This is a genomic window from Enhygromyxa salina (assembly GCF_002994635.1).
GTDB classification, from domain to species: domain Bacteria; phylum Myxococcota_A; class Polyangia; order Nannocystales; family Nannocystaceae; genus Plesiocystis; species Plesiocystis salina_B.
Genome location: NZ_PVNL01000052.1, coordinates 35,842 through 60,562, shown reverse-complemented (window position 1 = coordinate 60,562; position 24,721 = coordinate 35,842). Strand labels below are relative to the sequence as shown.

The 24,721-nt window shown below is 69.0% G+C and carries 18 protein-coding genes and 1 pseudogene; 16 read left to right on the top strand and 3 right to left on the bottom strand.

Annotated elements, in window-relative coordinates:
- A pseudogene (locus ENSA7_RS42250) lies at positions 1-202 on the bottom strand (hypothetical protein); the annotation flags it as partial.
- Between the two features lie 68 nt (positions 203-270).
- Here ENSA7_RS42250 and ENSA7_RS14035 point away from each other — a divergent pair.
- The 9 genes from ENSA7_RS14035 to ENSA7_RS13995 all read left to right on the top strand — a co-directional run bounded on the left by ENSA7_RS14035 (position 271) and on the right by ENSA7_RS13995 (position 10,179).
- The gene (locus ENSA7_RS14035; protein WP_106089792.1) at positions 271-1,401 is read left to right on the top strand and encodes a hypothetical protein; all 1,131 of its coding nucleotides are present in this window, start codon (positions 271-273) and stop codon (positions 1,399-1,401) included.
- A 108-nt stretch (positions 1,402-1,509) separates the two neighbouring features.
- Positions 1,510-2,277 (top strand): phytanoyl-CoA dioxygenase family protein, encoded by a 768-nt coding sequence (locus ENSA7_RS14030; RefSeq protein WP_106089791.1) that lies wholly within the window; start codon positions 1,510-1,512, stop codon positions 2,275-2,277.
- A 95-nt stretch (positions 2,278-2,372) separates the two neighbouring features.
- Complete coding sequence (locus ENSA7_RS14025; protein ID WP_146157670.1) at positions 2,373-2,762, top strand: hypothetical protein; 390 nt, start codon at positions 2,373-2,375, stop codon at positions 2,760-2,762.
- A gap of 162 nt (positions 2,763-2,924) precedes the next feature.
- Positions 2,925-4,274, top strand: coding sequence for a hypothetical protein (locus ENSA7_RS14020; RefSeq protein WP_146157669.1), 1,350 nt, complete (start codon positions 2,925-2,927; stop codon positions 4,272-4,274).
- On the top strand, positions 4,271-5,083 hold the full coding sequence (locus ENSA7_RS14015) for a M20/M25/M40 family metallo-hydrolase (protein WP_106089788.1): 813 nt from the start codon (positions 4,271-4,273) through the stop codon (positions 5,081-5,083). Before ENSA7_RS14020 ends, ENSA7_RS14015 begins: the two co-directional genes overlap by 4 nt.
- Entirely contained in the window at positions 5,080-7,062 is a 1,983-nt protein-coding gene (locus ENSA7_RS14010) for a phytanoyl-CoA dioxygenase family protein (RefSeq protein WP_181233716.1), read from the top strand. The genes ENSA7_RS14015 and ENSA7_RS14010 overlap by 4 nt, the downstream gene beginning before the upstream one ends.
- On the top strand, positions 7,047-8,363 hold the full coding sequence (locus ENSA7_RS14005; protein WP_106089786.1) for an SLOG cluster 4 domain-containing protein: 1,317 nt from the start codon (positions 7,047-7,049) through the stop codon (positions 8,361-8,363). The genes ENSA7_RS14010 and ENSA7_RS14005 overlap by 16 nt, the downstream gene beginning before the upstream one ends.
- Positions 8,360-9,208 (top strand): NAD-dependent epimerase/dehydratase family protein, encoded by an 849-nt coding sequence (locus tag ENSA7_RS14000; protein ID WP_181233715.1) that lies wholly within the window; start codon positions 8,360-8,362, stop codon positions 9,206-9,208. Before ENSA7_RS14005 ends, ENSA7_RS14000 begins: the two co-directional genes overlap by 4 nt.
- On the top strand, positions 9,205-10,179 hold the full coding sequence (locus ENSA7_RS13995; RefSeq protein ID WP_106089784.1) for a hypothetical protein: 975 nt from the start codon (positions 9,205-9,207) through the stop codon (positions 10,177-10,179). Before ENSA7_RS14000 ends, ENSA7_RS13995 begins: the two co-directional genes overlap by 4 nt.
- A gap of 43 nt (positions 10,180-10,222) precedes the next feature.
- On the opposite strand, the gene ENSA7_RS13990 is transcribed toward ENSA7_RS13995, so the two are convergent.
- Positions 10,223-14,194, bottom strand: coding sequence for a serine/threonine-protein kinase (locus tag ENSA7_RS13990; protein WP_106089783.1), 3,972 nt, complete (start codon positions 14,192-14,194; stop codon positions 10,223-10,225).
- Between the two features lie 209 nt (positions 14,195-14,403).
- Here ENSA7_RS13990 and ENSA7_RS13985 point away from each other — a divergent pair, with 209 nt between their 5' ends.
- From ENSA7_RS13985 to ENSA7_RS13965, 5 genes are all read left to right on the top strand, one after another.
- The gene (locus tag ENSA7_RS13985; RefSeq protein WP_244923796.1) at positions 14,404-15,408 is read left to right on the top strand and encodes a 3-oxoacyl-ACP synthase III family protein; all 1,005 of its coding nucleotides are present in this window, start codon (positions 14,404-14,406) and stop codon (positions 15,406-15,408) included.
- The gene (locus ENSA7_RS13980) at positions 15,405-16,319 is read left to right on the top strand and encodes a lysophospholipid acyltransferase family protein (RefSeq protein ID WP_106089782.1); all 915 of its coding nucleotides are present in this window, start codon (positions 15,405-15,407) and stop codon (positions 16,317-16,319) included. The genes ENSA7_RS13985 and ENSA7_RS13980 overlap by 4 nt, the downstream gene beginning before the upstream one ends.
- Positions 16,280-17,176, top strand: coding sequence for an SDR family oxidoreductase (locus ENSA7_RS13975; protein WP_106089781.1), 897 nt, complete (start codon positions 16,280-16,282; stop codon positions 17,174-17,176). Before ENSA7_RS13980 ends, ENSA7_RS13975 begins: the two co-directional genes overlap by 40 nt.
- A 1-nt stretch (position 17,177) precedes the next feature.
- A complete protein-coding gene (locus tag ENSA7_RS13970; RefSeq protein ID WP_106089780.1) occupies positions 17,178-18,047 on the top strand; it encodes an SDR family oxidoreductase in 870 nt (289 codons plus the stop codon).
- Positions 18,048-18,170: 123 nt separating this feature from the next.
- Positions 18,171-20,354, top strand: a complete 2,184-nt coding sequence (locus tag ENSA7_RS13965; protein ID WP_219907963.1) for a catalase — start codon at positions 18,171-18,173, stop codon at positions 20,352-20,354.
- Here the strand turns inward: ENSA7_RS13965 and ENSA7_RS13960 are convergent.
- Complete coding sequence (locus ENSA7_RS13960) at positions 20,347-21,732, bottom strand: phthiocerol/phthiodiolone dimycocerosyl transferase family protein (protein ID WP_146157668.1); 1,386 nt, start codon at positions 21,730-21,732, stop codon at positions 20,347-20,349. The two genes, ENSA7_RS13965 and ENSA7_RS13960, sit on opposite strands and share 8 nt — an antisense overlap.
- Positions 21,733-21,840: 108 nt before the next feature.
- Here ENSA7_RS13960 and ENSA7_RS13950 point away from each other — a divergent pair, with 108 nt between their 5' ends.
- Together ENSA7_RS13950 and ENSA7_RS13945 are read left to right on the top strand one after the other, a co-directional pair.
- Positions 21,841-22,785: a cyclic nucleotide-binding domain-containing protein gene (locus ENSA7_RS13950; protein ID WP_106089776.1), complete on the top strand. Its 945-nt coding sequence runs from the start codon at positions 21,841-21,843 to the stop codon at positions 22,783-22,785.
- Positions 22,782-24,719 (top strand): patatin-like phospholipase domain-containing protein, encoded by a 1,938-nt coding sequence (locus ENSA7_RS13945; protein WP_106089775.1) that lies wholly within the window; start codon positions 22,782-22,784, stop codon positions 24,717-24,719. Before ENSA7_RS13950 ends, ENSA7_RS13945 begins: the two co-directional genes overlap by 4 nt.
- Positions 24,720-24,721: the final 2 nt, after the last annotated feature.

Genomic DNA, 24,721 nt, shown 5'->3' with positions numbered 1-24,721 from the left:
CGCCATCCCCGTCACCATCACCGTCCCCGTCACCATCACCGTCACCATCACCGCTACCGCTACCGCCGGTCTCCGTCGCCCCGTCTCCGTCCCCCGTCTCGGTCCCCGTCGCCCCGTCGGCGGTCTCGGAGCTCGACGCCCGGTCGTCACCACAGGCGCACACCAACGCGGCAGTCATCGTCACCAAACAAATGGTTCGCATCGGCCCAGTGAAGCACGTTTGCGACCCGTCCGCTCGGAGTTCCGACCCACTTGGGGTACTCAATCCCCGTGTCGGTGATCGCCCCAGACAACGACGCGGTGATCGCCGCGATGCTGCGGCTAACCAGCCCAACCGCAGACTGGTGGCTCGAGCAATGGACCGCCCGCGAGCGCTGGATCGACGCTCGGTTCCGAGCCCGCGGCGGACCTTGGGCGATCGTTCGCCTCCTCGACCGCGATCACCCAGTGCCAAGCAAGCTCCCGAGCCGCCAGACCGCGCGCTTCTCGATCGTCGCGCTGCGCAGCTCGCCAGGCGCAGACATCCGCGCGCTGCTGGCCGCCCTAACCGCCGGGGTCGCCGCCCACGAGGCATCGTTTCGCTGGCACCAGCCCCAGCCCCGCAGCCCGGGTCCGAGCGCCGAGCTCGATCCGCGCAGCGTGTCTCCCGAGCGACTCGCCTTCGAGGCGGGGATCAAGCCCGCCCTGCGGATCCGCCTGCACGGCGACGAGGCCCCCTACGAAGTCGGACTGTGGCTGCGGGCCGGCTACAGCGTCGCCGCGGTCGAGACCGACGCTGGGGCCGACGGCGCGCGGACCTACGTGATGGTCGCGTCCACGCGCGATCGGGCGCTCGCGCTGGTCGACGCGGAGCTGCGCCAGTACCTACCGATCGCGGCCCAGCTGGTCGCGCTGCGCGACTGCGGCGAGATGCTGGGCTACCCGAGCTGCTGCGTGGAGTCGTTCCTGCGCTCGACGCAGCTCGAACACGACGGTCACGACCCCGAGCTCAACTCGCGCCGCGGCAACTTCCACCGGATCGACGCGGCCTGGGTCGAGCGACCGCGCGCGCGGATCAACACCCTGCTCAAGAATGATCGGCTGGGGCTGATCAGCTTCGATCCGTGTCGGTTCGACTGCCCGCACGCGCTCGAGATCGCGGGTCGGATCGCGGGCGTGGTCGAGGCGGTCCACTCAGGCTACGAGCAGCTGCTACGCGGGGCGTTTGCGATCAACCACGAGGACGAGCGGGTGGCGCTCGAGCTCAGCGCCGTCGCTGGGGGCCGCGAGCGGATCACCGCAGCCAGGCCGTCCAGCCCCACTGCCGGCGACTTCGCCGAGCGGCTGCTCGGCCAGGTCGTCGATCCGGACGGTCGGATCCCGAGCGTCGAGCAGCCCTGCAGGGTGTTTCGGTTTACCTGAGGCTGACACGCCTGGCAGATGGTCAAGCCGCCGACAAGTTCGTAAACTCGGCGTGATGCCCAACGAACTGTCCGCGACGACCCGCAGCACAGCTCGGATCGCGCGTCGATGACCCTGCTCGATGCTCTGCTCGAGCGGGGCGTGGTCGTATCTCGGAGCCTGCTGAAGCCCGCCGAGGTCGAAGCTCTCCGAGACCGCTTCGTGGCCCTGCGCAACGCTGGCGCGGCGACGTCCCGACAGGTCCTCTACACCCACACGGTGCCGACCGAGCCACGGCCTGGCCTCGATCGCCTGTTGGAGCAGTGGTTCAACCCCCATACCCGCAGCGACGCCGGTTCGACGGGTGCGGTGCTCGAGCGGCTCGCCACACAGCTCGCGCATCGCCTGAGCCCCGACCTGCACGTCTTTCAGGATCTGTTGCTGACCAAGCTGGCTGAGCACGACGCGCTGCCATGGCATCAAGACGAGCCGTTTTGGCCGGTCGACACACCGTGGAGCGCCGTAGTCTGGTGCGCGCTGGATCCGGCCGACGACCGGCGAGGAGCTGTCGAGCTCGCGCTCCGCAGTCATCACCAGCTGGGCCCCGCGATCGATCTGCACACTGGCGAGCCTCAGCTCGGCACCCTCGGTCGTGGATTCGATACACAGGCGTTCGAGCTGAGCTGCCCGCGGCTGGACCCCGGAGACGCGCTGATCTTCCACGGACGCACGTGGCATCGCTCGGGGGTCAACGGCAGTGGTGAGCCACGCCGGGCGTGGATCAGCACGTGGCTGCCGCTCGAAGCCCGCTGGGACCCCAAGCGTGCACCGCGGCACCCTCGGGCCCGGAGCGTGCGCGCGGGTGAGCTCGTCCATCCGGGGGGCAACCAGCGATGAAGCGATTGACCTGGTTGGTTGGGCCTCCCGGCGCAGGCAAGAGCACCTTCGCTCGACGCCACACGGGCTTCACCCGTCGCGTCGAGTTCAACGCCATGCTCAGTCCGCTGATCGAGCCCCTCGACCTTCGTAAGGGCGTGCTCGCGGCCAATGCGAAGCTGGTCGAGGTCGTGCGGGCCGTCGAACTGCACCCCGACAACGCCGAGGTCGCCCCCCTGCTGGTCGTCGCCGGGCTGGTGCCCGAAGCAGCGCTGTTTCCCCTCGATTCGCGCGAGGAGGTCTGGCTGCTGCTGCCCGACCGCGAACGCTGGGTCCAGCAGCTTCGCTCGCGTCCGTCGAACGGACCAACTCGTCAGTATGCTGATTTCGCCTATGCGGCACAATGGTACGAGAATTTTTGCGCATGGTTGGCTCGCGAGTTGCCGCTGCGCCACATCGACGTGCGGTTCGAGCCCGAGCTGGTCGGTCGAGTTGATCCGTCCTGAAACGATCCGGTGCTTGGCGCTTGCGCCCTCCATGGAGACGGGTGATCCTCTTCATGAGTGACGAGATCGAGCACACTCGACCAGCCCCCGCACGTGCCCGTGCTCGACGCTCATCGCTTCAGTGCCGAGCCATGGTGGACGGACTCCGGCTGCCGGCAGCGCGTGGACACGCTGACGCGCGAAGCCATCAACGGGTCGCAGCGTCCGTTTCAGGTGCTGACCTGCACTCCGGGCGGCGTGCACCTGGGCGCCGTCACCCACAGCTTCATGCAGATGATCGAGCACGCCGGCCTGGTCGGTGTGCGCCGGGCCGGGCGATCGATGCTGCGTTGGCTGATCGTCGAGCGCGGACGCTGCCCGAGCGTGGACGAGATGGCCGACGCGCTGTCGGCCCGAGGCGTCGAGGTCGTTCGTCGTCCGGCTCCCTCGAGCGCTGATCGCTGCATCGCCGATGGCCGGCAGGCGCTGCTCTCGGCCGCCGCGACCCTCGATCTCGAGGATGACCCAATCGTGCTGCTGCTCGACGACGATCTGGCCTTCGACGCGCTCTACTCGGGTCCAGACGGCGTCGAGCTGGGCGCCCCCTGGCCATGGTTGCCGGCAATCTGGAGCTTCCACGCAGCCCACCCCGAGATCGACGTCGCGCTCGGCGGAGTCACTGGCGCGCCGCCGCTACCAGCCTCGTCGACGCTCTCTACCAACCTCTTCGACCTCGAAGCCGCTCGCCACGCCTGGCCCACATCTTCAACAGCTGCGCGCTGGAGCGAGATCGACCACTACTATGATCTATCGCCGGTGCGGACCATTCGTGATCCGTACCCAATGCTTGGCCTCGCGCTCGAGGGCTCGGCGTTGCTCGATGCCCTGATGATCCACGGGACGCTCGCGCGCCCGCTGGTTGCGACGCCAACGACCCTCGCGCGGACGCGGCCGGTCCCGATCGTGCGCGGCGGCAACACGATCGTGTTCGACCGTGCGTGGCTGAAGCTGCCGCACCCGCGGGCCCAGCTCGGTGGGCTGCGTCCACGTCGGGCCGACACGATCTGGGCGCAGGCTGCCGCGAGCGTGCATGGCTGTCGGCTCGGGCAGTTCCCGCTGCCGCTGCGACACCTACGCGACGAGACCGGCTGGACAGCGCAGTCCGCATCGCGCTGGCGCGAGCGCCTGGTCGCCGATCTCGTCGGAGTCGGGCTGTATCGGGGTATCGAGCGCTGGCGTGCGCGCGCATCGTGGCCACGCGCCGACCTGCTCATGCGGGCCGCCAACGAAGTACTCGAGACCTGTGAAGTTCGGCGCCGCGAGGTCAGCAAGGCCGTGCATGAGGCCGGACGGCGCTGCGCCGGGCTCCTCGACTGGCGGCCCGAGCTCGAGGCGGTAGCGGTTGCGATCAACGAAGGCCTGACCGCGATCACGGCGCTCGATTTCGGACGCGACGCGATCGTGTCGCTGCTCGCGGACCTGTCGGACTCGCTGACCATGCCACCCGGACCGGCGCAGGAAGATCGAGCATGATGTGGAGTCGCATCGACGAGTGGCGTTCGCTCCTCGCCCGGTGGGTCGGCGCGCGACCGACCACCAGCCACCCTGCCGGCCTCGCGCAGGTCCGCGACGATCTAGTCATGATGCTGGAGGCGTGCGGTTTTTCGGTCGAGGTTCACGCCGCCGACCTCCCCGGCGCGCAGCCGATCCTCGTGGCCACGCGAGCTGGAGCCTCTGATCGCTGGCTCGGCATCTCCTCGCACTACGACGTCGAGGAAGCGCCTGGCGTGTGGCAGTCGGATCCCTGGACCTTGTCCGAACGCGACGGGCGAGTCTACGGCCGCGGGGTCGCTGACAACCTCGGCCCGCTCGTGCAGCGGCTGTTGAGCTGCGCCGAGCTGCCCCGGACCGTGTGCGGGGTGGTCTGGCTGATCGAGGGTGAAGAAGAGCTTGGCTCGCCCTGGGCCCAGCGTCTGTATCCGCGCCTCGAGCTCCCACCCGTGGCGGTGTGGCTCGAGGAGACGGGCTATTTCTACAAGGACGGCGCCCAGCGAGTGTTGACGAAGGGCTCGAACCAGGTGCTCGCGCCGATCGTGGCGGCGCTCAGCGAGGTCGCCGCAACCCACGGTCGCGCGGTGCGGGTCCGCGAGCGCTACCTCAACAAGGCGTTCGGCCAGGATCGCTGTCCGATGCTGAAGCATCTCGTCGGTTCGCGACCGTACCTGGCGATCGGCCCCAACGACGACTGGACACGCATCCACGCGCCCGACGAGTCCCTCGATCCGAGCCTGCTCGGGCTGTGTCACGCCCAGTTCTCGCGGCTACTGGAGGTGCTCGAGTGACGAGCGTCCACGGCCTCGATCGCTGGCTCGACCACGCCGATATCGAGGCGTTCCATGCCCGGCTCGGGCTGCCCCGCGAGACCCCCAGCAAGCGTGCGCTCACGGCTTTGGTGGCGCGCACGCTCGAGCGGGTGCCGTTCCAGAACATCTGCATGCTCGCCCGACCCCGCCGCGCGCCAACCCTGGCCGAAGTGCGCGCCGACATGCTCGAGGGTCTCGGGGGTCCCTGCGGGCACATGAATCCGTTCTTTGCGGCGCTGCTGTACGAGCTCGGCTACGCGGTCACGCTCGTGGCTGGCAGCATGCAGGCGCCCGACTGTCACATCGCGCTGATCATTGCCCTCGACGGCGAGCAGCTGTGGGTCGACATCGGCAACGGCTTTCCCTACCTCGAGCCAATCCCGCTCGGCGACCCACGGCGGCGCCACCACCCGATGCTCGACCATCGCCTGCGCCCGCTCGGCGGTGCTCGCTGGCAGGTCCAACACCGCCGCCGCGGCCAGCTGGAGTGGTCGCGCAACTACGACTTCGACCTGACCCCGCGCACCTTCGCGTCATTCGCTGGCATGATTGACGCCCACTATTCACGGCCCGGCTACGGCCCTTTCTTGAGTGGACTTCGCGTCAACCGTCATCTCCCGGATCGGTCGATCGTGCTCCGCGACCGGGTGCTGCGTGTCATCGCTCCCGACCGCGACGACGTCCACAGCCTCGACGACATCGAGCTCGCGTTGGCGTTGCGGGACCACTTTCCCACGGCCGAGCTACCGCTGAACGACGCCCTCGAGCACCTGCAGATGCCACTCGAAGCACCCCCATACGAGGTCGAGACCCGCAGCTTCAAGCGCCTCGACGACCACGCCCACGCGTTCCTGCGCGAGCACGGCTACGTGGTGCTCGCGCCGATGTTCGATGCGGCGCTCTTGACCGAGACGCTCGACAGCTGGCGTGCGCTCAAGCTGCGCTGCGCGGAGCAGATGGGCCTCGAGCCGACTCGCTACGACGCCCACGTCAGCCAATGGCGCGATCTGTGGCGCCACGAGCCTGCGTTCGCCGAGCTGCTCGGTGACGCTCGACTGTGGGGCACTGCCAGCGCCGGCCTCGGGTTGACGAGCGCGCGACTGCTCCACGACCACGTGATCGCCAAGCCGCGCCCCGGCCTCAACGGAACGATCCCCTGGCATCAGGACGCGACCTTCTGGCCCGTCGATCGCTCGGGGCTGTCGTGCTGGTTGCCGTTCGTCGATGTCGGCCCGACCGGTGGCTGCCTCGAGGTCATCGACGGCTCACACCGCTGGGGCCCCGGCGCCCCGGCGGACTTCATCGCCACTCCGCGCTCACAGTTTCCGGCCGACGCGAGCGTCATCCGACTCCCGGCCAAGGCCGGCTCTATCGTCGTGCTCGACGGCCTGACGTGGCACCGCTCGCGTCCCAACGAAGACCACGGCGAGCGCCCGGTCTACATCTCGCTGTGGATGCCACCCAACACCCGCTACGTGCCCCACCACGCTGCCTGGCACCCGGTCAACGAGCACGTCACCGTCGAGCCCGGCGCGGTGCTGGACGGCGAGTGGTTCCCCTGCTTCGGGTCCCGATCGAGCAGCGAGGACGCGCTCCCGCGCCTCGATCACGCGGGTCCCGATCTCAGTGAGCCGCTCACGATGTTCGAGGCCTCGCGGCTGATCGCAGGCCAGATCGGTCGACTGCTCGACGAGCCCGGCGTCCCGTTAGCGATCGCCCTCGCCGACTCCGAGCGGCGCGCGGCCGTACGCGCGCGCGCGCTCGCGGTCGGGCTGCTCGCGCCTGCGCGTGCCGACGAGCTCGGAGAGATACTCGAGCAGCTCTGGATCAGCGCCGAGGCGTTTCGGCTGCACCGCGCCCGGAACGTCTACAACGCCGCCTACGTCGCCTGGTGGGATCTGGTTGGACGGACGCTGTGGGAGTCCGAGCAGCAAGGGGCCACGTGTTCAAGCCGCTGATCGCCGTGTTCGGGGGCAACCGGGCCGATCCGGAGGTCGCTGCCACGGCCGAGCTTCTCGGTCGGGGGTTGGTCGACGCCGGCTTTCGCATCGTGTGCGGCGGCCTCTCGGGCGTGATGGCGGCGGTCAGCTGTGGCGCGCGCTCGAGCGTGGCGTGGACCGGCGCCGAAGTGCTCGGCCTGCTGCCAGGCTGGACCGACGACGAGCAGCCCAACGAGTGGATCGACATCACGCTAGCGACCGGCATGGGCTCGCAGCGCAACAACCTCGTCGCCCGAGTTGCCGATGCTGCAATTGCGATCGGCGGCGGAGCAGGGACCCTCAGCGAGATCGCGCTGGCCTGGCACGAGCAACGCCCGCTCGGGTGCCTCGCACAGACTGGCGGCTGGGCCCAGCGTCTCGCCGGGGAGCGCCTCGACGAGCGGCGCGAGCGGCCGATCGTCAGCCTCGGTTCTGTCGACGCAGCGCTGATATGGCTCGACGATCTGTTCCCCAGCGGCGTGTGGCCCGGACGCGGGCCGACCCGCTGGTGGCCTGCGCAGGTGCCCTGCTTGCATCGTGTCCACGAGCCCGGGGTCGTCGGCGCGCGGCGCATTCAAGCCGAGCTTGGGATGAGCCTTCCACTGTCCGCGATCGAAGCGCGACTGCGAGCGCTGGCCGAGCACGTGCGGACCTGGAACCGCGCGCACGAGCAACATCGACAGGTGCTGGTGACGATCGACGACGGCCACGCCGACAGCACGTTGCTGGCGCCGATCTTCGCCGCGCTACCGGAGCTGCAGCCGGTGTTGTTCGTGACCGCGGCGCTGCTCGATGGCGATCGCCGTCCGCTGCCGCTGACGGCGCTGTATGCCTGGTGCGCGACCACGGGTCGCACCCTCGCGCAGGCTGGCGAGGTGCTCGGTATCGATCGGCTGGGTCTCAAGTTGCTCCCCGAGCACGAGCAACGTCGACGACTGGACGCCGCTGGTATTCCGCTGGAACCCGAGACCGAAGTGATGCTCGATCTTCAGCAGCTCGCCGACCTGCGAGACGCCGGGTGGTTGATCGGCTCGCATGGGCCCGAGCACAGTGATCTGCGTCAGCTCGATCCCGCCGAGCTCGGCCCGCGCCTGCTCGACGGCCGTCGCTCGCTGCTGGCCCGCGGCGGTACGCCATGGCTCGCGTGGCCCGAGGGCCGCAACAATCGGGCGATGCTCGAGCTTGCGCGCGTGGCTGGGTTCGCCATGCAGTTTGGCCTCGACACGGAGGCCGGCTGCGAGCGCGGACCCGAGCTAATCTTGCGGAGCGTGTGGACATGAGCGCCGTGGTCCTGGTGACGGGCAGCGACGGATTCCTCGGCCGCAGCGTGTGCGCCGAGCTTCACCGGGTCGGATACACGGTTCGTCCCTACGATCTGCGCGTCGGTGGCGACATCCTCGATGCGGACCAGCTCCGGCGCGCCCTCGCAGGCTGTGGTGCGTGTCTGCACCTGGCCGCGATCGCCGATCTGCACCACGCCGAAGCCGACCCCGAGCGCTGCGAACTCGTCAACGTCGAGGGCACCCGACGGGTCGCCGCCGCGTGCCGCGAGGCCGGAGCGCGGCTGCTCTACGCTTCGACCTGCTGTGTGTACGGCAACAACGGCCTCGCGCGCTGCGACGAGGCGGCCCCTCCCGCCCCCACCGAGCTCTACGCGAGGACCAAGCTCGCCGGTGAGGCCTTCATGCCGCCCGGCGCCGCCGTCCTCCGCCTCGCAACGTTCTATGGACCCGGCATGCGCGAGAGCCTGGCGACCAGCGTGTTCCTGCGCCGGGCGCTGGCCGGGCAGACCATCGATATCCACGGGGACGGTCAGCAAACTCGCTGCTACACCCACGTCGACGATGTCGCGCGCGGGATCGTGACCGTGTTCGCCAGCCCGGCCCGTCCCCGCTGCGTAAACGTGGCCAGCGACTACGCTTGCTCGGTGCTCGAGCTCGCCCGGCTCGCTCAGCAGGCCGTCGGAGCCGAGGTCCAGCTGCGCCTGGTCGACGACCGCCCAGGGCAGATCCGGCACAGCGCGATCGACTCGACCTTGCTGCGCAGCCTTGGCTGGGCGCCGCGCTGGTCGCTGGCCGAGGGCATGCGGGCCTGTGTCGCGGCGCTGCGGGAGGCCCGACGGTGAGCGCCGAGCGATTCCTGATCACCGGCGGGTTCTTCGATGGCGGATCCGAAGGCTTCGTCGGGGAGCTCGTGCTGAGTCACGCTGACGAGCGCATGGATCTGGAGTTCGAGCCGCGCTTGATCCGTGAGCCCCCGGATCCCAGCTTGCGCGTGGCCAACAAGGGCTTTACGGGCGGTTCGTATCATGACGGATTGCTGTGGCTGTGCAGCGCCAATCAAGTAATGGGCGTATCGTTGGACGACCTGCGGCTGGTCCGCGTGATCGATGATCCGGGGTTCAATGATCTGCACCACGTCCTCGCCGAAGACCGCGGCTTGACCGTGGTCAACACCGGGCTCGAATCACTCGACGAGTTCGACCATCACGGCCAGCTGCGACATCGACGACTCCTGACCAGCGACGCGCGCACCCAGGCCCGCCTCGCGCGCGCGCCAGAGTTTCGCACCTGCGACTCGCACCCGCACTTCATGCACGCCAACCATTGCGCCCGGCGTGGTGATGGCGCGCTCATGCTGACGCTGGTCCGTCAGCGGCGAATCGTGTGCGTGGGCGACGAAGACACTGACTGGGACTGGGCGTCGCCCGAGTACTCCGCTCCACCTCATGAGGGGTTCATCGCTCGACATCCCTCCGGGCGGTCGTGTCTATGGGTCACGACCGTGCCCGGTGAGGTCATCGCTTGCGATCCCACGACTGGCGAGATCATCGAGCGATGGTCGCTCGTCGAGCGTGGCGCCGCGCAGGGTTGGACGCGGGGCTTGTGTGTGCTCGAGCATGGACTGCTGGTTGGGACCACCCGGATCCGGCCCAGCAATGCTGACTATTTCTCGCGCTGGAGTGACGGCGCGGCACAGGTGAGTCGCTCGGCGATCAGCTATGTGCCCTTCGACGCAGAGCGAGCGACGGTGATCGTGGATGTGATGCACGAGCGCGCCGCCAAGGTGTTCTCGATCCTGCCATGGCCCGGGTGATCGGCACGCCCCAGTCCAGCCACGATTTCATCCGGGCGACCAGCTACCGCTTCGGCACCAACATGGTCGCGACCCGCTCGGGATCGCTGATCCCATTCGCATCAAAGTACCTGGCCGCCGCGACCTCGAAGCCCTTCGCCTCGTTCCCCTCGGTCGCCCGCGCCAGCTGCCAGCGAACCGACGCGACGTGGCACTCGATCCCGTTTTGATCGAACAACAGCTCGGCCTCGCGCCAGCACCGTCGGGTCTGCTCGGCGTCGCCATTGACCGAGTGCAGCGCGGCCTCGTTGACCGCGGCCTCGCCGACGTACAGGGGGACCTTGGTCCGACGCAGGCGCCGACACACGCCGCGAACCTGGGCGGCGAGCTTGGTGTTGGCGGGGAACTGCACGGCCGCGGCCGCCCAGCAGCGTCCGATCAGCTGGTCGACGAAGCGCTTGACCACGGGGTTGAGCGCGACGCTCGAGCGACGGACGGCGGCCAGCAGGATGTCGATTCGCTCGAGCACGCGCTCGTGCTGCCCCTCGCCGAGCAAGATGAAGATCTCGACCCGGTCGAGCATCACGGTCGTGTAGTTGTAGCGCGAGTGATCCCACGCGTCGCGACCGGCGTCGAGGTGGTAGCGGGCCTGGGCCAGGTTGCCGCGATGCAGCTCGGTCATGGCGGCGTAGGCCTCGAGCTCGACGATCTCGCGCAGGTTGCCGCGGTCGCGCGCGACGGCCAGCCACTGCGGCAGGTTGCGATAGAGCTCCGCCCAGCGCCCTGTGATGACACACAGGCTCGAGTACACGAGCACGGCGGTGTTGCGCAGCCAGTTGGCCCCGGCGACCTCCTCGAGCCGTGGCATCAGCTCGCGCAGCTGGTCGGTCGCGCCGCGGAACCGGTTGAGCGCGTACTCGACCATGTCGCGCTGAAAGTCGATGCTGCGATCGAGCTCGATGTCGTCGACGGTGGCGGCGAGCTCCCGGGCCCGACCAGCGAGCTCGTGGACCTTGCCCTCACCACCAAAGCTGGCGACGATCGTCATCTCGTTGGCCAGCATCAGCGCGAGCCGGCGTGGCTCACCAGCGTCGAGGGTCAGGCGCAGCAGCCGATTGTGCAAGACCCACGAGTGCATCTCGAGGTGCAGGATCAAGCCCTTGTTGATCGTCAGCAGGGTGTCGATGTGATCGAGCTTGGCCTGGTCGACCTGGCTCTCGTCGCGCACTTGATACTTGTAGCCGCGCAGCGCCAGGCGCAGGCGACCCCACATGAAGCTCCACATCGAGGCCCAAAACCCGCGCGGCGGCGACTCTCCGATCTCTTGCAGCACCGTGGCCGCGAGCGCGAGGCCGTCGTTGACGTGACCGGCGTGGAGCAGCTGCTCGGCCGCGTTGCGGCGCAGCACCAGCGCCTTGCTGGGCGCGGACTCCTCTTCGGCGAGCTCGCGCAGCAGCGCCCCGGCCTCGCTGGAGTGACCAAAGTTGACGAGCTGCTCCGCCAGCGCGAGCCGCAAGCGACGACGACGCGCGGGCCCCTGGTCCCCCGCCATGCCGTCGAGACCGAGGAGCTCGAGCAGCACGAGCGCGCGTCGGTACAGCTGCACGGACCGCCCAAAGGCCAGGGCCGCGCCGGCTTGATCGGCGGCGACCTCGGCGTACTTGGTCGCGCGGACCAAGTCGCCGGCTCTCTCGAAGTGCTCGGCGAGGGTCTCGGGTTCGCCACCTAAGCGCTCGAGCGCGGACCCCAGCGCGAGGTGGATCTGCTCGAGCTCATGGGTCTCGAGCTCGGCCACGGTGACCTCGCGGATCCGGCCGTGGGCGGTCTCGAGTACGGGGCCGGTGAGGTCGCCGCTCGACAGGCTGTCCTGGCTGTCCTGACTGTCGCCGTGGCTGCTGTCGAACGAACCGCCGCGACGAGACAGCAGCCCCAGCGCGCACAGCTTCTCGATCACGGCGCCCACGGCCGAGAGCTGCTCCGACCACGACTGATCGCCCGGCTGTGAGCGCGAGCCGGACTGGGTGTGCTCGTAGACGTCGCGGACCAGGGCGATCGGCGTGGGCCCGCCGGACACCGCGACAGTCGCGAGCAGGCGCCGCGACTCGGGATCGAGCTGCACGATCCGGCGGGCGACGATCCGATCATCGCCGGTCTCACCTGGCGCGGCGTCGTCTCCGAGCACCATCTGACCGATATAAAAGGGGTTGCCCCGAGCCCCGCGCGCGAACGCGTCGGACCGGCGCCGCTGTTGCTCGCGCTCGCCGATCGTGCCGCTCTCGTCGGCGCCCATCAGCGCCCAGGCCAGCTCGCGGGCTTCGGCGTCGGCGAGCGGACCCACGCTCAGCTCGCGGACGTCACGGCCGAGCCGGGCTTCGACCGAGGTCAGCTCGCGCAGCGCCTCACAGTCGCCGATCGCAGACGAAGACTCGCCGTCCTGCGCACCTCGGCTCGCGCAACGAAACGAGACGAGCACCAGCAGCGCGGGCGGATCGGGCGGTCGCACCAACGAGGTCAAGAGCCGCGCGCCGTCGACGTCCGCCCACTGAAAGTCATCGATGTGAATGAGTACGGGGCGCAGCGTCGCGAGCTGGGTCATGACCTCGCGCAGCGCCGCGATCCCGAGCCGCCGCAGCTCGTTGGGCTCGTAGCGCTGGGCCGAGCCGCGCTCGAACTCCCAGATGTCGCTGAGCACCGGGAAGATCTTGACCAAGGGCGCGACGTTGCGCGGCTGCAGCTGGTCGAGATCGCTGTCGGACATGCGGCGCAGGCGAACCGAGAGCGAGTCGACCACCGAGTCGACGCCCTTGTAGGGCACCGACTCGCGCTCGAGGCAGCGCCCGCGCAAGATCAGCGTGTCGGAGGTGGCCCGGACCTCGCTCGCGAACCGACTGACCAGCGCCGACTTGCCCAGGCCGCTCGCGCCGCTGATGTGGACCGTGACCGGGGCGCGCTGGGTCTCGACATCACGAAGCGCCTGGCCGAGCGCCGCGAGCTCGGCGTCGCGTCCGACGAACGGCGCCTGCTCGCGTCGCTTGGCAGCGACGTGCGGGGTGCTGCGCTCGCCAGCGCCGAGCGTCCGGGTTGCGAGGGCGGTGAGCAGCTCGTCACGCGCGGGTCGATCGGCCGGCTCGCGGGCCAGCAGTCGCATGCACAGCTCCCGCAGCTCGGACGGGATCCCCTGGACCCGCTCGCCCGGATCCGGGACGTCCTCGTCCTGCTTGAGCATGACGATCTCGATCGCGGATCCGCGGTAGGGCAGCACACCGGTCAGGCACTCGAACAGCAGCACACCGACGGCGTAGAAGTCCGCGGCCGGGGTGATCGCCCGCATCGCTGCCTGCTCGGGGGCCATGTACGCGGGGGTCCCGATCGGCTGCCCGTCGTGCGAGATCCCATCGTCCGCGTCAGCGAGCTCGGACACCAGGCCAAAGTCGAGGATCACGACCCGGCCCTCGCGGGTCACCAGCACGTTGGAGGGCTTGACGTCTCGATGCACGCAGTCGGCGTCGTGCAGGTGAACGAGGCCGCGGACCAGCTGGCGGAGCGCCCGCCCGAGGCGAACGAGGTTGGGCAGCTCCCCGACGCGGGCGCGGCGACGCACGTACTCGGTGAACGTCAGCCCGTTGATCAGCTCCATGGTGAAGAACGCCGCGCTCGACGAGGGCACGACCAGCTCACCGAGCGAGATCACGTTGTGGTGGGAGACGTCCGCGAGCGCCCGGAACTCGCGCTTGAACCGGTAGAGCAAGCGCGGCGTGGTGCGCGACAAGAACTTGATCGCGAGCTGCTTGCCGGTCTGTTGATGGCGGGCCGAGTAGACCTCGCCCATCCCGCCCGAGCCGAGGTGACGCTCGAGCACATAGGGGCCGAGGCGCTGGCCGATCTCGACGTCGGCCGAGCCGAGGTCTCCGTATCCATCGGTCAGATCGGCGAACACGCCGACGTCTGTCAGCGCCGCGTTGCCATCATCACCAACGGTGACGCCAGAACCCGAGAGCGTCGTCGCAGAGTCAATGATGTCGCCGTGTTCTGACAAAGGTGCCCAATCCGTGGATTCTACCCACTTACTCGTTTCACGTCAGTCTAATCCTCACCCTCTGCTCGCGCTTCATGGTGCACGCCGTTCGCGCGAGCCCGGAATCCGCGCTGGCGGCCCGTGGTGGAGTGCGTCCGGTCGGTCGCACTGGAGTCACGACCGACGCCTTTGTAGATGGCGCCCCACGTGGCATCATCGCGCCGCTCCGGATGGTCGCCCCCACGCAGTCACTGATCCCAGTCCGGATTCTGGGCACGGGCAGCGTCCTCCCCGGGCGCGCAGTCACGACCGCCGAGGTGTGCCAGCGCGCCTATCCTGGCCGGGATCCAGCCGATCTGGTGGCGCGAACGGGGATCGAGCGCCGCTACTGGGCCGACCCCGAGACGACTCATGCGTCACTGGCAGCCGATGCCATGCGACGGGCGCTGGCCAGCGCGGGGTTGCAGGCCAGTGACCTCGTGCGGCTGATTCAGGTCAATTCCACGGGCGGCGACACGCTCCTGCCCGCGACCGCCAACGCGGTCGGCGACGCGCTCGGGCTCCACGGCAGCTGCGACTGCATCGATCTGAACAACGCGTGCACGGGGTTCCTGTCGGCCATGGATCTCGCGGCCCGAAGCGTTGCGACCGGGCTCCATCCGGTTGGCGTGGTGGTGTCGGAGCTGTGGTCTCGCCACCTCGATCCTTCTGACCCGCGCTCGTACGTGGTGTTTGGCGACGCTGGCGCGGCGGTCGTGCTGGGGCGTGGCCGGACCAGCGAAGGCCTGCGCTCGTCGTGGCTGCGCAACGACGGAAGACTGCGAGGCAGCGTGACGCTCGCTCACGCTGGCCTCACGCGCGAGCCCGAGATCGTCCGCTTCGGTGTTTCCAACAAGCAAATCACGCAAGAGGCGACGGAGGCGGTCCTGACCAGCGCCCGAACCGCGCTCACGCTCGCGGGCGTGCGCATGGACGACATCAGCTGGGTGCTCCCCCACCAGCCCAACGGGCGCATGTTCGACATGCTGGCGCGCGAGCTGGGGATCCCCGAGCACAAGCAACTGCGGGTCGTCGGCGAGATCGGCAGCGTCGGCGCGGCCTCGATCCCGCTCAGCCTCGATCGACTGTGGCGCAGCGGGAAGCTGCGCGGCGGCGACCTGCTGTTGATGGTCGCCGTCGGCTCGGGGATCAGCTACGGCGCGATGGTCTATCAGCTCGGAGCGGCCGGGCCATGAGCGTGAGCACGGGCGAGCCATCGGCGTCCGCCATGGCCCACTGGCTGGCGACCATGGCCGCGTGGCGGCGGTGGTTCTCCTACACGGTCGAGGGCATGGAGCACCTGCGCACCCACGAGTGCAAGATCGTCGTCGGCTATCACGGGCGCCCGCTGGCCTGGGATCTGTTCTTGCTCGGCGCGGAGATCCAGCGCGAGCAGGGCTACCTCCCGCTGGCGCTGGTGCATCGAAATTTCATGGACTGGCCGTACCTGCGCTGGCTGACCGAGGGCCTGGTGTGGTCGACGGGCAAGGGCCCGATCCTCGATGCCGCGATCGCCAAGGGTCGCCACGTGATCCTGGCACCCGGCGGCGTGCAAGAGGGCCTGCGCCCGGGCTGGGTTCGCTATCGAGTCGACTGGCCGGGCCTCGGCTACCTGCGCCTGGCGATCAGCCGGGGGCTCGAGGTCGTTCCGGTCGCGGCCTCGGGGGTCGACGACGCGTTCTTCGGGCTCAACGACAACGCCCGCCTCAAGCAGCGGCTGCGGATCACCAGCCCCGATCGGGCCGTGTGGGCGGGGCTCGGGCCGCTCGGGCTGTGGCCCAGCTCGCCGCCGTTTCCGGTCCGCGTGCATCAGATCGTCGGGGCCCCGATCGTCCCGGTGATCCCCCGACAGGAGCGCCAGGCGCTGCTCGATGATCGCGCCGCCCTGCAGTCGCTCCACGAGCGGGTCCAAGCCCGCGTGCAAGCGCTGCTCGACCTCGCCCGGGTCAAGGCCAAAGCTGCGCCGCGCGTCAATCTGGACGGGCCGCCGCTCGGCCCACGCGTGGATCGACTGCGGACCTGGCTCGGGCGCGTCGGCGAACTCGACCTCAAACCCGATCTGTTCCCATGGCAAACACGACGCAACAACACACCCGCTGGGCGCTGATCCTTGGCGCGACCTCCGGCGCCGGGGCGGCGATCGCCAAGGCGCTCGCGCGCCAGCCGGGGCTCAACGTCCTGGGCCTGCACCGCGGCAACCACCCCGACGGCGTCGCCGAGGTCACCGCCGCCGTTGCGGCCGCCGGTCGCGAGATCGAGTGGATGATCGCCGACGCCGGCAAGCCCGAGCGGATCGCCGAGCAGGCCGACGCGGTGCTCGAGCGGGTCGGCAGGCACGGCGTGCACATCATGGTCCACTCGATCGCCAACGCCTCGGTCGGGCTGCTCGCCAGCGGTGACGAGGCCACCTGGATCCACCCCAAGCAGGTCGCGAAGACCTTCGACAGCATGGCGCACTCATTCGTGTACTGGACCCAGGCGCTGCTGCGGCGCGAGCTGCTGGGCCCGGGCGCGCGGCTGCTCGCGCTCGACAACGCGATCAACGAGTCGCTGCTGGGCAACCTCTCGGTCATCGCCGCGTCCAAGGCCGCGCTCGAGACCTACGTGCGCCACCTCGCCCTCGAGCTCGGGCCGCTCGGCTACCGGGTCAACGCCCTCAAGTTCGGCACCGTCGAGTCCGCCGCCTTGCAGTGGGTGTTTCCGGCGGCGGTCTGGGATCGGGTCAAGGCCGTGCACGATCGGATGTTCCCCGCCCGCCGAATGAACACCATGGACGAGGTCGCGGCGCTGGTCTCGGTCCTGGCCGACGACGCCGGGTACTGGTTCAACAGCGCCGTCATCGACTTCACGGGCGGGCAGATGCACGGCGTGTATCAGACCCTGATGGACGTGGTGATCCACGGGCCCGAGCTGCTCGACGAGGACGTCCGCGCGGCGGCGGCGGGATCCAAGCAGGACACCTAGGATGCAGCGGGGCACGGCACTGGTCACGGGCTCGTCGAGCGGGTTTGGCCTGCGCACCTGCGTGGCCCTGTGCGCCCGCGGCTTCAAGGTCTACGCCAGCATGCGGGACCTCGACCGTGCCCAGCCGCTGCGCGCCGCGCTGGACGCCTCGGGGTTTGGGCGCTCGCGCGTCGAGCTCGTGACCCTCGACGTGACCAACGCCGGCCAGCGCGACGCCCTGGTCGAGCAGATCCTCGCCGCCGAGGGTGCCGTCGACGTGCTCGTCAACAACGCCGGGATGATGTTCACGGGCTTCGCCGAGGAGCGCAGCGAGGCTGACCTGCGCCAGCAGTTCGACACCAACTTTTTTGGGCTCGTCGCCCTGACCCTGGCCCTGCTGCCAGCCATGCGCGAGCGTCGACACGGGCGGGTGATCAACGTGTCGAGCGTCGCGGGGCGCAGCGCGATCCCGGCTCACTCGGCCTACTGCGCCAGCAAGTTCGCGCTCGAGGGCTGGTCCGAGTCGCTTCGCTACGAGCTCGTCCCCTACAACGTGTTCGTGAGCCTGGTCGAGCCGGGCATGTTTCCCACCGAGATCTTCGGGCGCAATCAGGTTCGACCGAGCTCGTCGGCGGCGACGGACCAGCAGCAGCCTCGCGCAGTCCATGCGCGGGTCCGGGCCGCGCTCGAGCTCGACACGCAGCGCCTGCAGACGCTGTTGTCATTCGCGGATCCCGATCGGGTCGCCGGCGTGATCGCGAACGTGGCCCTGGCTGCGCGCCCGCGGCTGCGCTACCCGGTCGGCATCGACGCGTGGCTGGCTACCTTGACGCCTCACTCGCTCGCGCAGGCCTGGTGGGAAGCCCGGATCACGCAGCTGTTCCAGCGCTGATCCGAGCGCTCGGGACCACGCCGTAATCTTGCGCGCCGACCTGCCGGGCGCCGCAAACATGACGCTTGTTCATCGTCGTTCAGATGCCGTGCTGGCATTTGGTTTGCACTTTTTATGAGTCTCATGACCAAGCCGAGTGACACCAAAGCGACGAACGAAGCACGACAATCCAAGGCCGCGGCTGCCCGCGCCAGGACAGACGGCAAACAGCCCGCCGAGGATCTCGAGGAAGTTCAATACGGCAACATCGAGGTCCACCGTGGCTCGGGCGGCGAGACCCACCAGCTCAGCGAACCGGATCGCGAGCCACTGACGACCCAGCAGGGCGTACCGATCGCCGACGATCAAAACACGCTCACCGCTGGCGCCCGCGGTCCGCAGCTGCTCGAAGACTTCGTGATGCGGGAGAAGATCTTCCACTTCGATCACGAGCGGATCCCCGAGCGGGTCGTCCACGCCCGCGGCTTTGGGGTGCGCGGCTTCTTCGAGACCTATGACTCGCTCGCCGACATCACCTGCGCCGACCTGCTTCAGCGCCCGGGTGAGAAGACCGAGGTCTTTGTCCGGTTCTCGACGGTCGCCGGCAACAAGGGCTCGCCCGACCTGGCCCGCGACGTCCGCGGATTCGCCGTCAAGTTCTATACCAAGGAGGGCATCTGGGACCTGGTCGGCAACAACATCCCGGTGTTCTTCATTCAAGACGCGATCAAGTTCCCCGATCTCATTCATGCGGCCAAGCCCGAGCCGGATCGCGGCTTCCCGCAGGCCCAGACCGCCCACGATAATTTTTGGGACTTCATCTCGCTGATGCCCGAGTCGATGCACATGGTCATGTGGATCATGTCGGATCGAGCGATCCCCCGCAGCTTCCGGTTCATGGAGGGGTTCGGGGTCCACACGTTTCGCTTCGTCAACGCGAAGGGGCGCTCGACCTTCGTCAAATTCCACTGGAAACCCAAGCTCGGGCTGCAGTCGGTGGTGTGGGACGAGGCCGTCAAGCTCAACGGCGCCGATCCAGACTTTCACCGCCGCGATCTGTGGAACGCGATCAAGTCGGGCGCTTCGCCCGAATATGAGCTGGGTGTTCAGCTGTTCGATGACGAATTCGCCGACCGCTTCGAGTTCGACGTGCTCGACGCCACCAAGCTGATCCCCGAAGAGCAGATCCCGGTCCGGCCGATCGGCCGCCTGGTCCTCGATCAGACTGTCGACAATTTCTTTGCCGAGACCGAGCAGGTCGCGTTCTGTACGCAAAATGTCGTGCGCGGCATCGACTTCACCAACGACCCGCTGCTGCAGGGGCGCAATTTTTCGTACCTGGACACCCAGCTCAAGCGCCTGGGCTCGCCAAACTTCATGCACTTGCCGGTCAACGCCCCGCGCTGCCCGTTCGCGCATTTTCAGCAGGATGGGCACATGGCGTTCATCAACCCCAAGGGCCGCGCCAACTATGAGCCCAACTCATGGGGCGCCGAGGGGGGGCCGCGCGAAGATCCAAGCCGCGGCTACCAGACCTTTCGCGAGCAGGTGTCGGGGCCCAAGCGGCGGATTCGCCCGGAGTCATTCGCCGACCACTATAGCCAGGCCCGACTGTTCTACCGGAGCCAGACCCCGACCGAGCAGCTGCACATGGTCAACGCGCTGGTGTTCGAGCTGTCCAAGGTCGACAAGTCGGCGATCCGCGAGCGGGTCGTCGCGAGCTTGATCAACGTCGACGCGCAGCTGGCCACGCAGGTCGCCGAGGGCCTGGGGCTCGCGAGCTTGCCCGAGCCGCTGCCGCCAGCGGTCGAGCCGCGCGACGACCTCCCCGAGTCTCCAGCGCTGAGCATCATCAAGAACGGCCCCACGCGGTTCACGGGTCGCCGGGTCGGGGTGCTGGTCGACGACGGCAGCGACGCGGACACCCTCGCCGCGATCATGCGCGAGGCCAACGCCGAGGGCTCCATGGTCGCCCTGATCGCACCCACCCGCGAGGGCATTCACGACAGCGCAGGCGACCTGCTCGAGATCGCCGAGAAGCTCGAGGGCGGGCCCTCCGTGTTGTTTGACGCGGTCGCCGTGGTGCTCTCGCAGGCGGGGGCGCGGCGAATGTGCATGAAATTCGCGGCCCGCGAATTTGTGACGGACGCCCACCACCACTTCAAGTTCGTCGGCTACGACGAGGGCGGTGAGCTGCTGCTCGACGCGGCCGGGATCGGCCAGCCGCGGCGCGACGACGGCTACGTTCCGCTCGCGGGTGGCGGCGCGGCGGCGACCTTCATCGCGGCCTGTCGCGAGCTGCGCTACTGGCCGCGGCAGATCAGCTGATCGCCGGCTCCCTGCCATAGCGCAGGCGCCCGTCGCCGCAGGCGGCCGGATCGCTGGCCGCCGCGAGGATGGCTTCGACCCGGTCCGCCACGCCCTCGACCACCGAGCGCCGCATCCAATTGGGCGAGCAGCAGTAGTTCATCTCCAGCACGCCGCGAAAGCTTTGCACGCCAAGCACGAAGTCGACGTTTGGAATCATGGCATAGAACCCAAACGACTCGACCTCCACGCCCGCGGCCTCGGTCGGCAGCGAGACCCGCCCGAGGTTGCTGACGACCATCATGCCGTCGAGCCACGAACGGGTCGCGCGGTCGTAGAGGCGCGCGAGCGGGGTGCCCTCGGTGAGCTCCATCAGATCGAGCAAGCGACGCATCCCCGCGAGCGCGGGCACGCTGCGGTAGGCCTTGACCAACCGCTGGGTCCGCCTGGCCAGATCCCAAAAGTTCGCGCGCGGGCCGACCGGGTGGACCGTCGTCGGCGCCCACGCATAGATCCCGAAGTCATCGCCGACCGAGGGGCGCAGCAGCGAGCGAATGTCGATCGGGGTCACGCAGCCGATCAACCCCCGCGCCCCTCGACCGTCGACGGTCGCGAGCGCGTCGGCGCAGGCGATCACCAACGCACACAGCACGGTGTTGTCGTGGGCCCGGCAAGCGTCGGTCAGCGCGGCCGTGCGCGCGACGTCGAGGCGCCGATCGACGAATTCGATCGGCGCGGGCGGGACCGGCTCGGGCGCCTCGCTGGGGATGCCCAGCGCCCGCGCGCGCAGCTGACCGAGCCCGTGGCGCTGCAGCCCGCCCAGGAGCGTGCGGGCGTGATCGGCCAGCAACCCGCGCAGCGCGTCGGGCATCCGGGGCCCCCAGGCGAGGTCCCACACACCCCTGCTCTCGAGGTAGTCGTCAAAGCAGGTCCGCTCGCGCAGCGGGACCAGGCGCAGCTGCGGATCGTCGATCACCCGCAGCACGTCGCGGAGCACGAACAGCCCCGAGCGACCGTCGGCGTTGACGTGGTCGGTCGTGCAGATCAGCTCACACGCTTGCTCGTCGCGGACCAACACGAACCGGATCAGCGGGCCCTGCTCGATCGGCAGCGGCTCGTTGAGCTCGTGGCGCACGATCTCGCGCCAGTGCTCGGGCGACGCCCGGTCCACGACCCGCAGCGGGACCGGTGGCACGTCGCGGTCCGAGAACCACGGCTGCGCCTCACGGACCACGCGGACGCCCAGCGCCGGGTGCCGGGCCGCGACCGTGCGGATCGCATGCTCGACCCGCTCGACGGGCAACACACCGCGGCAGCGCACCATCACGACGGGGTTCATCACGACCTGCTCGGCCATGGCCAGGAACACCCGCTCGGAGGTGGTCAGGTATCGGTTCAAGCTCGCGGCCCTCGCATCGGATCAGCTGCACTTGGCAGGGCCCGTAGGATATACTCCGCACCCGGCCGCTGCGTCCTCCGGCTCAAATTTCGACTGTGAGTGAGAACTTTGGCCCCCAAGCCACCGACCCCCGACAAAGCCTCGCTGATCCGCTTCTTGCTCACGTGCCCGCTGTTTCAGCGGCTGACCGAGCCAGACGTCGAGCCGCTCGCCGAGCGGCTGCAGATGCATCACTACGAGGACAGCACCGACCTGTTCAGCCGGGTCGCAACGCCCGACAGTACGCCGCTGCGCCTGGTCGCGCATGGTCAGGCCAGCTGGGAGCCCAGCAACTCGAGCGAACAAAAGGGCGCGTGGATGCTGACGACCGGCTCGTGCTTTGGGCTCAGCGCGATCAATGACTGGGCCTGCGCCAAGAAGATCCCCAGCGCGTGGCCGGCTCCCGATCCCGCGCCGGTCCGCTGTAACGCGGTCGGGCCGCTGTGGGTGCTCGAGCTCGCGCCGCAGCACTTCGACGATGTGTTCATGCATCCGCAGGGCAACGCGATCTGCTCGCGGCTCCTGTGCATGTTTCCAACTGGACTCAACGCCCCCAGGGTCGTCGCGGCGCTGCGCAGCACGCCTCAGTTCTCCCGCGTCACCACCCCCAAGCTCTATCGTCTGCTCGAGCGCGCGCCGACCCTCGCCTATGGGCCCATGCAGCTCGAGCAGCCGCCGGAAGAACCGGAAGAACCAGAAGAACCAGAGGACGACGACCCGCAGCAGCTGGGCCTCGAGGGCAAGTCCGTCACCAGTCCCGCGCTCTACTACGTGCTCGAGGGCCAGCTCACCGTGAGCAACGACGAGCAGACGGTCTCGCTGGGCGTCGGTGAGCTGGGCGGCCCCGGCATGTTCGACGACAGCCCGCAGGCCAATCAGTTCGCGGCCCAAGCCACCGATGAGGCCCGCGCCGTGGTCCTGACCCAGGCCTCGCTGCTCGACCAGATCCGCACCGATCCCGGGCTCGCGCGCGCGCTCGGTCCCCGCGGGCTCAGCAAGGCGGTCGATCCATGAGCAGCGACATCTACTACCCGCTCGTCACGCGCGCCGCGATGACCATGGTGCTCGCCGACCCAGGCGCAGATCCAGCCGCGCTCCCGCTGCCGGGGATCGTCCAGATCCTGGCCCAGACCATCGAGACCGAGCTCGATGATCTCACCTGGGTGCTGCACGTGGTCTGGGACGTCGCCCTGCCCCCGCCCACGACGCCGCCCACGGAGATCCGGGTGCCGTTCGGGACCCCCAACCTGACCGTGTTCGTGCACGATCAGCTGCAGCAATTCTGCGACGACTGGGGCATCGCGTTCGACGAGGTGTTGATCGAGACCAGCGGGGTCAACCCCGACGGCTCGCGCGACGCCGAGCTGTGGTGGGCGATGGACGGGCTCACCTGCACGACCAGCGTCGACTACCTGATCCGTGATCCCGATCAGTGGAACGAGCTCCCGGCCACGCTCGGGTTGCTGCCCGCGTCCGTCCATTCGCAGCCGGTCGCGCTGCTCGGGCCGATGCCCGAGGCCCACCTGGTCCAGACCCTGCTGATCGAGCTGATGCAGATCCTCAGCTCGTCGGACCCCGCCAGCGAGGCCCAGCTGTGGTGGCAGGCCGCAATTGCGACCCAGCGGTTCGCCCGCTGGCGGCGGCGCTGGATCGCCGTCGTCTCGCAGATCTACAGCTCGACGCGGTTCAAGCCCAAGCCGTGGTCGCTCGACACGATCCGGCTGCGCTTCGAGGGCGACCCCACCGCCGCCGTCCCGCCGGTCCAGGCCAACCTCGACAGCTTCGGTCGCTGGGCGCGTGGGATCACCGATCGCCGCGTCGGTGTCGCGATCGGCGGGGCCGGGGCCCAGTCCTACGTGGGGATCCCCTTCATCGAGCAGCTGCGCGACGCCGGCATCCCGATCGACATCCTCTCGGGCTCGAGCACTGGGGCGTTCGTCGGGGCGTTTTACGCCGCGCTCGGCGACAAGGGCCTGACGCGGATGCTGTTCAACTCGAACACGATCGGCTGGGGCGTGTTCTTTGCCCTGGTCGACAACATCCCGCTGACCTGGTGGCTGTCGTGGGCGACCGACTTCGTCGATCTCAGCGAGCTGGCCCAGCCGACCATCTCGGTGTCGAGCATCGCCCAGACCGGCGAGCCCTACCACCAGACCTCGGGACTCGCGGGCAAGGGTCTGATGGCCAGCGGATCGCTGCCGCCGTTCGTCGCCACGTACATCGGCAACACCCGCCTGCTCGACGGCGGGCCCACCCAGGATCTGCCCACGGCGATCCTCAACGCCGCGGGGGCCCAGCTGGTGATCGCCGCGCAAGCTGTGCCCAAGGTCCAGAGCTTCCCGCGGCTGCCAGATCAGGTGCCGATCCCCTACTTCAAGAAGTGGGCGCTGACCCTCAACCCGTGGCTTCGTGGGTTCGACGCCTATCGCAGCTACCTGATGCTGTATCGCCAGGCGGCGCAGGGCGAGGAGCAGTACGCCGACGTGTTCTACAACGCGACGACCAGGCTCTCGAGCGCGGGCTCGTGGTACGCGGGGCCGCGCATCGCCTACGAGGCCGCCAACTCGCAGTCGCTCAAAGACGCGATCATCGAGGCCAAGCTCGAGTGGGACGCGCTGCTCGAGGACGCCCCCGGCCGCGCGCGGATCAACCGCGGCACCAACCAGGTCGAGACCGGCCCGGCGGTCCGGCTCGGCTTCGAGCTCGATCCCAGCGTGGTCTGGCGGCTGACTCCGCACGCCGAGGTGCTGCTCGAAGAGGTCGGGCGCTACGTCGCCAACTTCGCGACCACGCTCAAAATTACCCTGATCAACATCCCGCCGCCCGATGCGATCGACTACGAGCCGCTGATCGAGGCCGCCTCCGGGCTGAGCGGCGCCCAGCTCAACTACGTTCCGACCATCCTCCCTGGCGCCCCCGCCACGTTCTCGCTGGAGATCGTCCCCTGAGG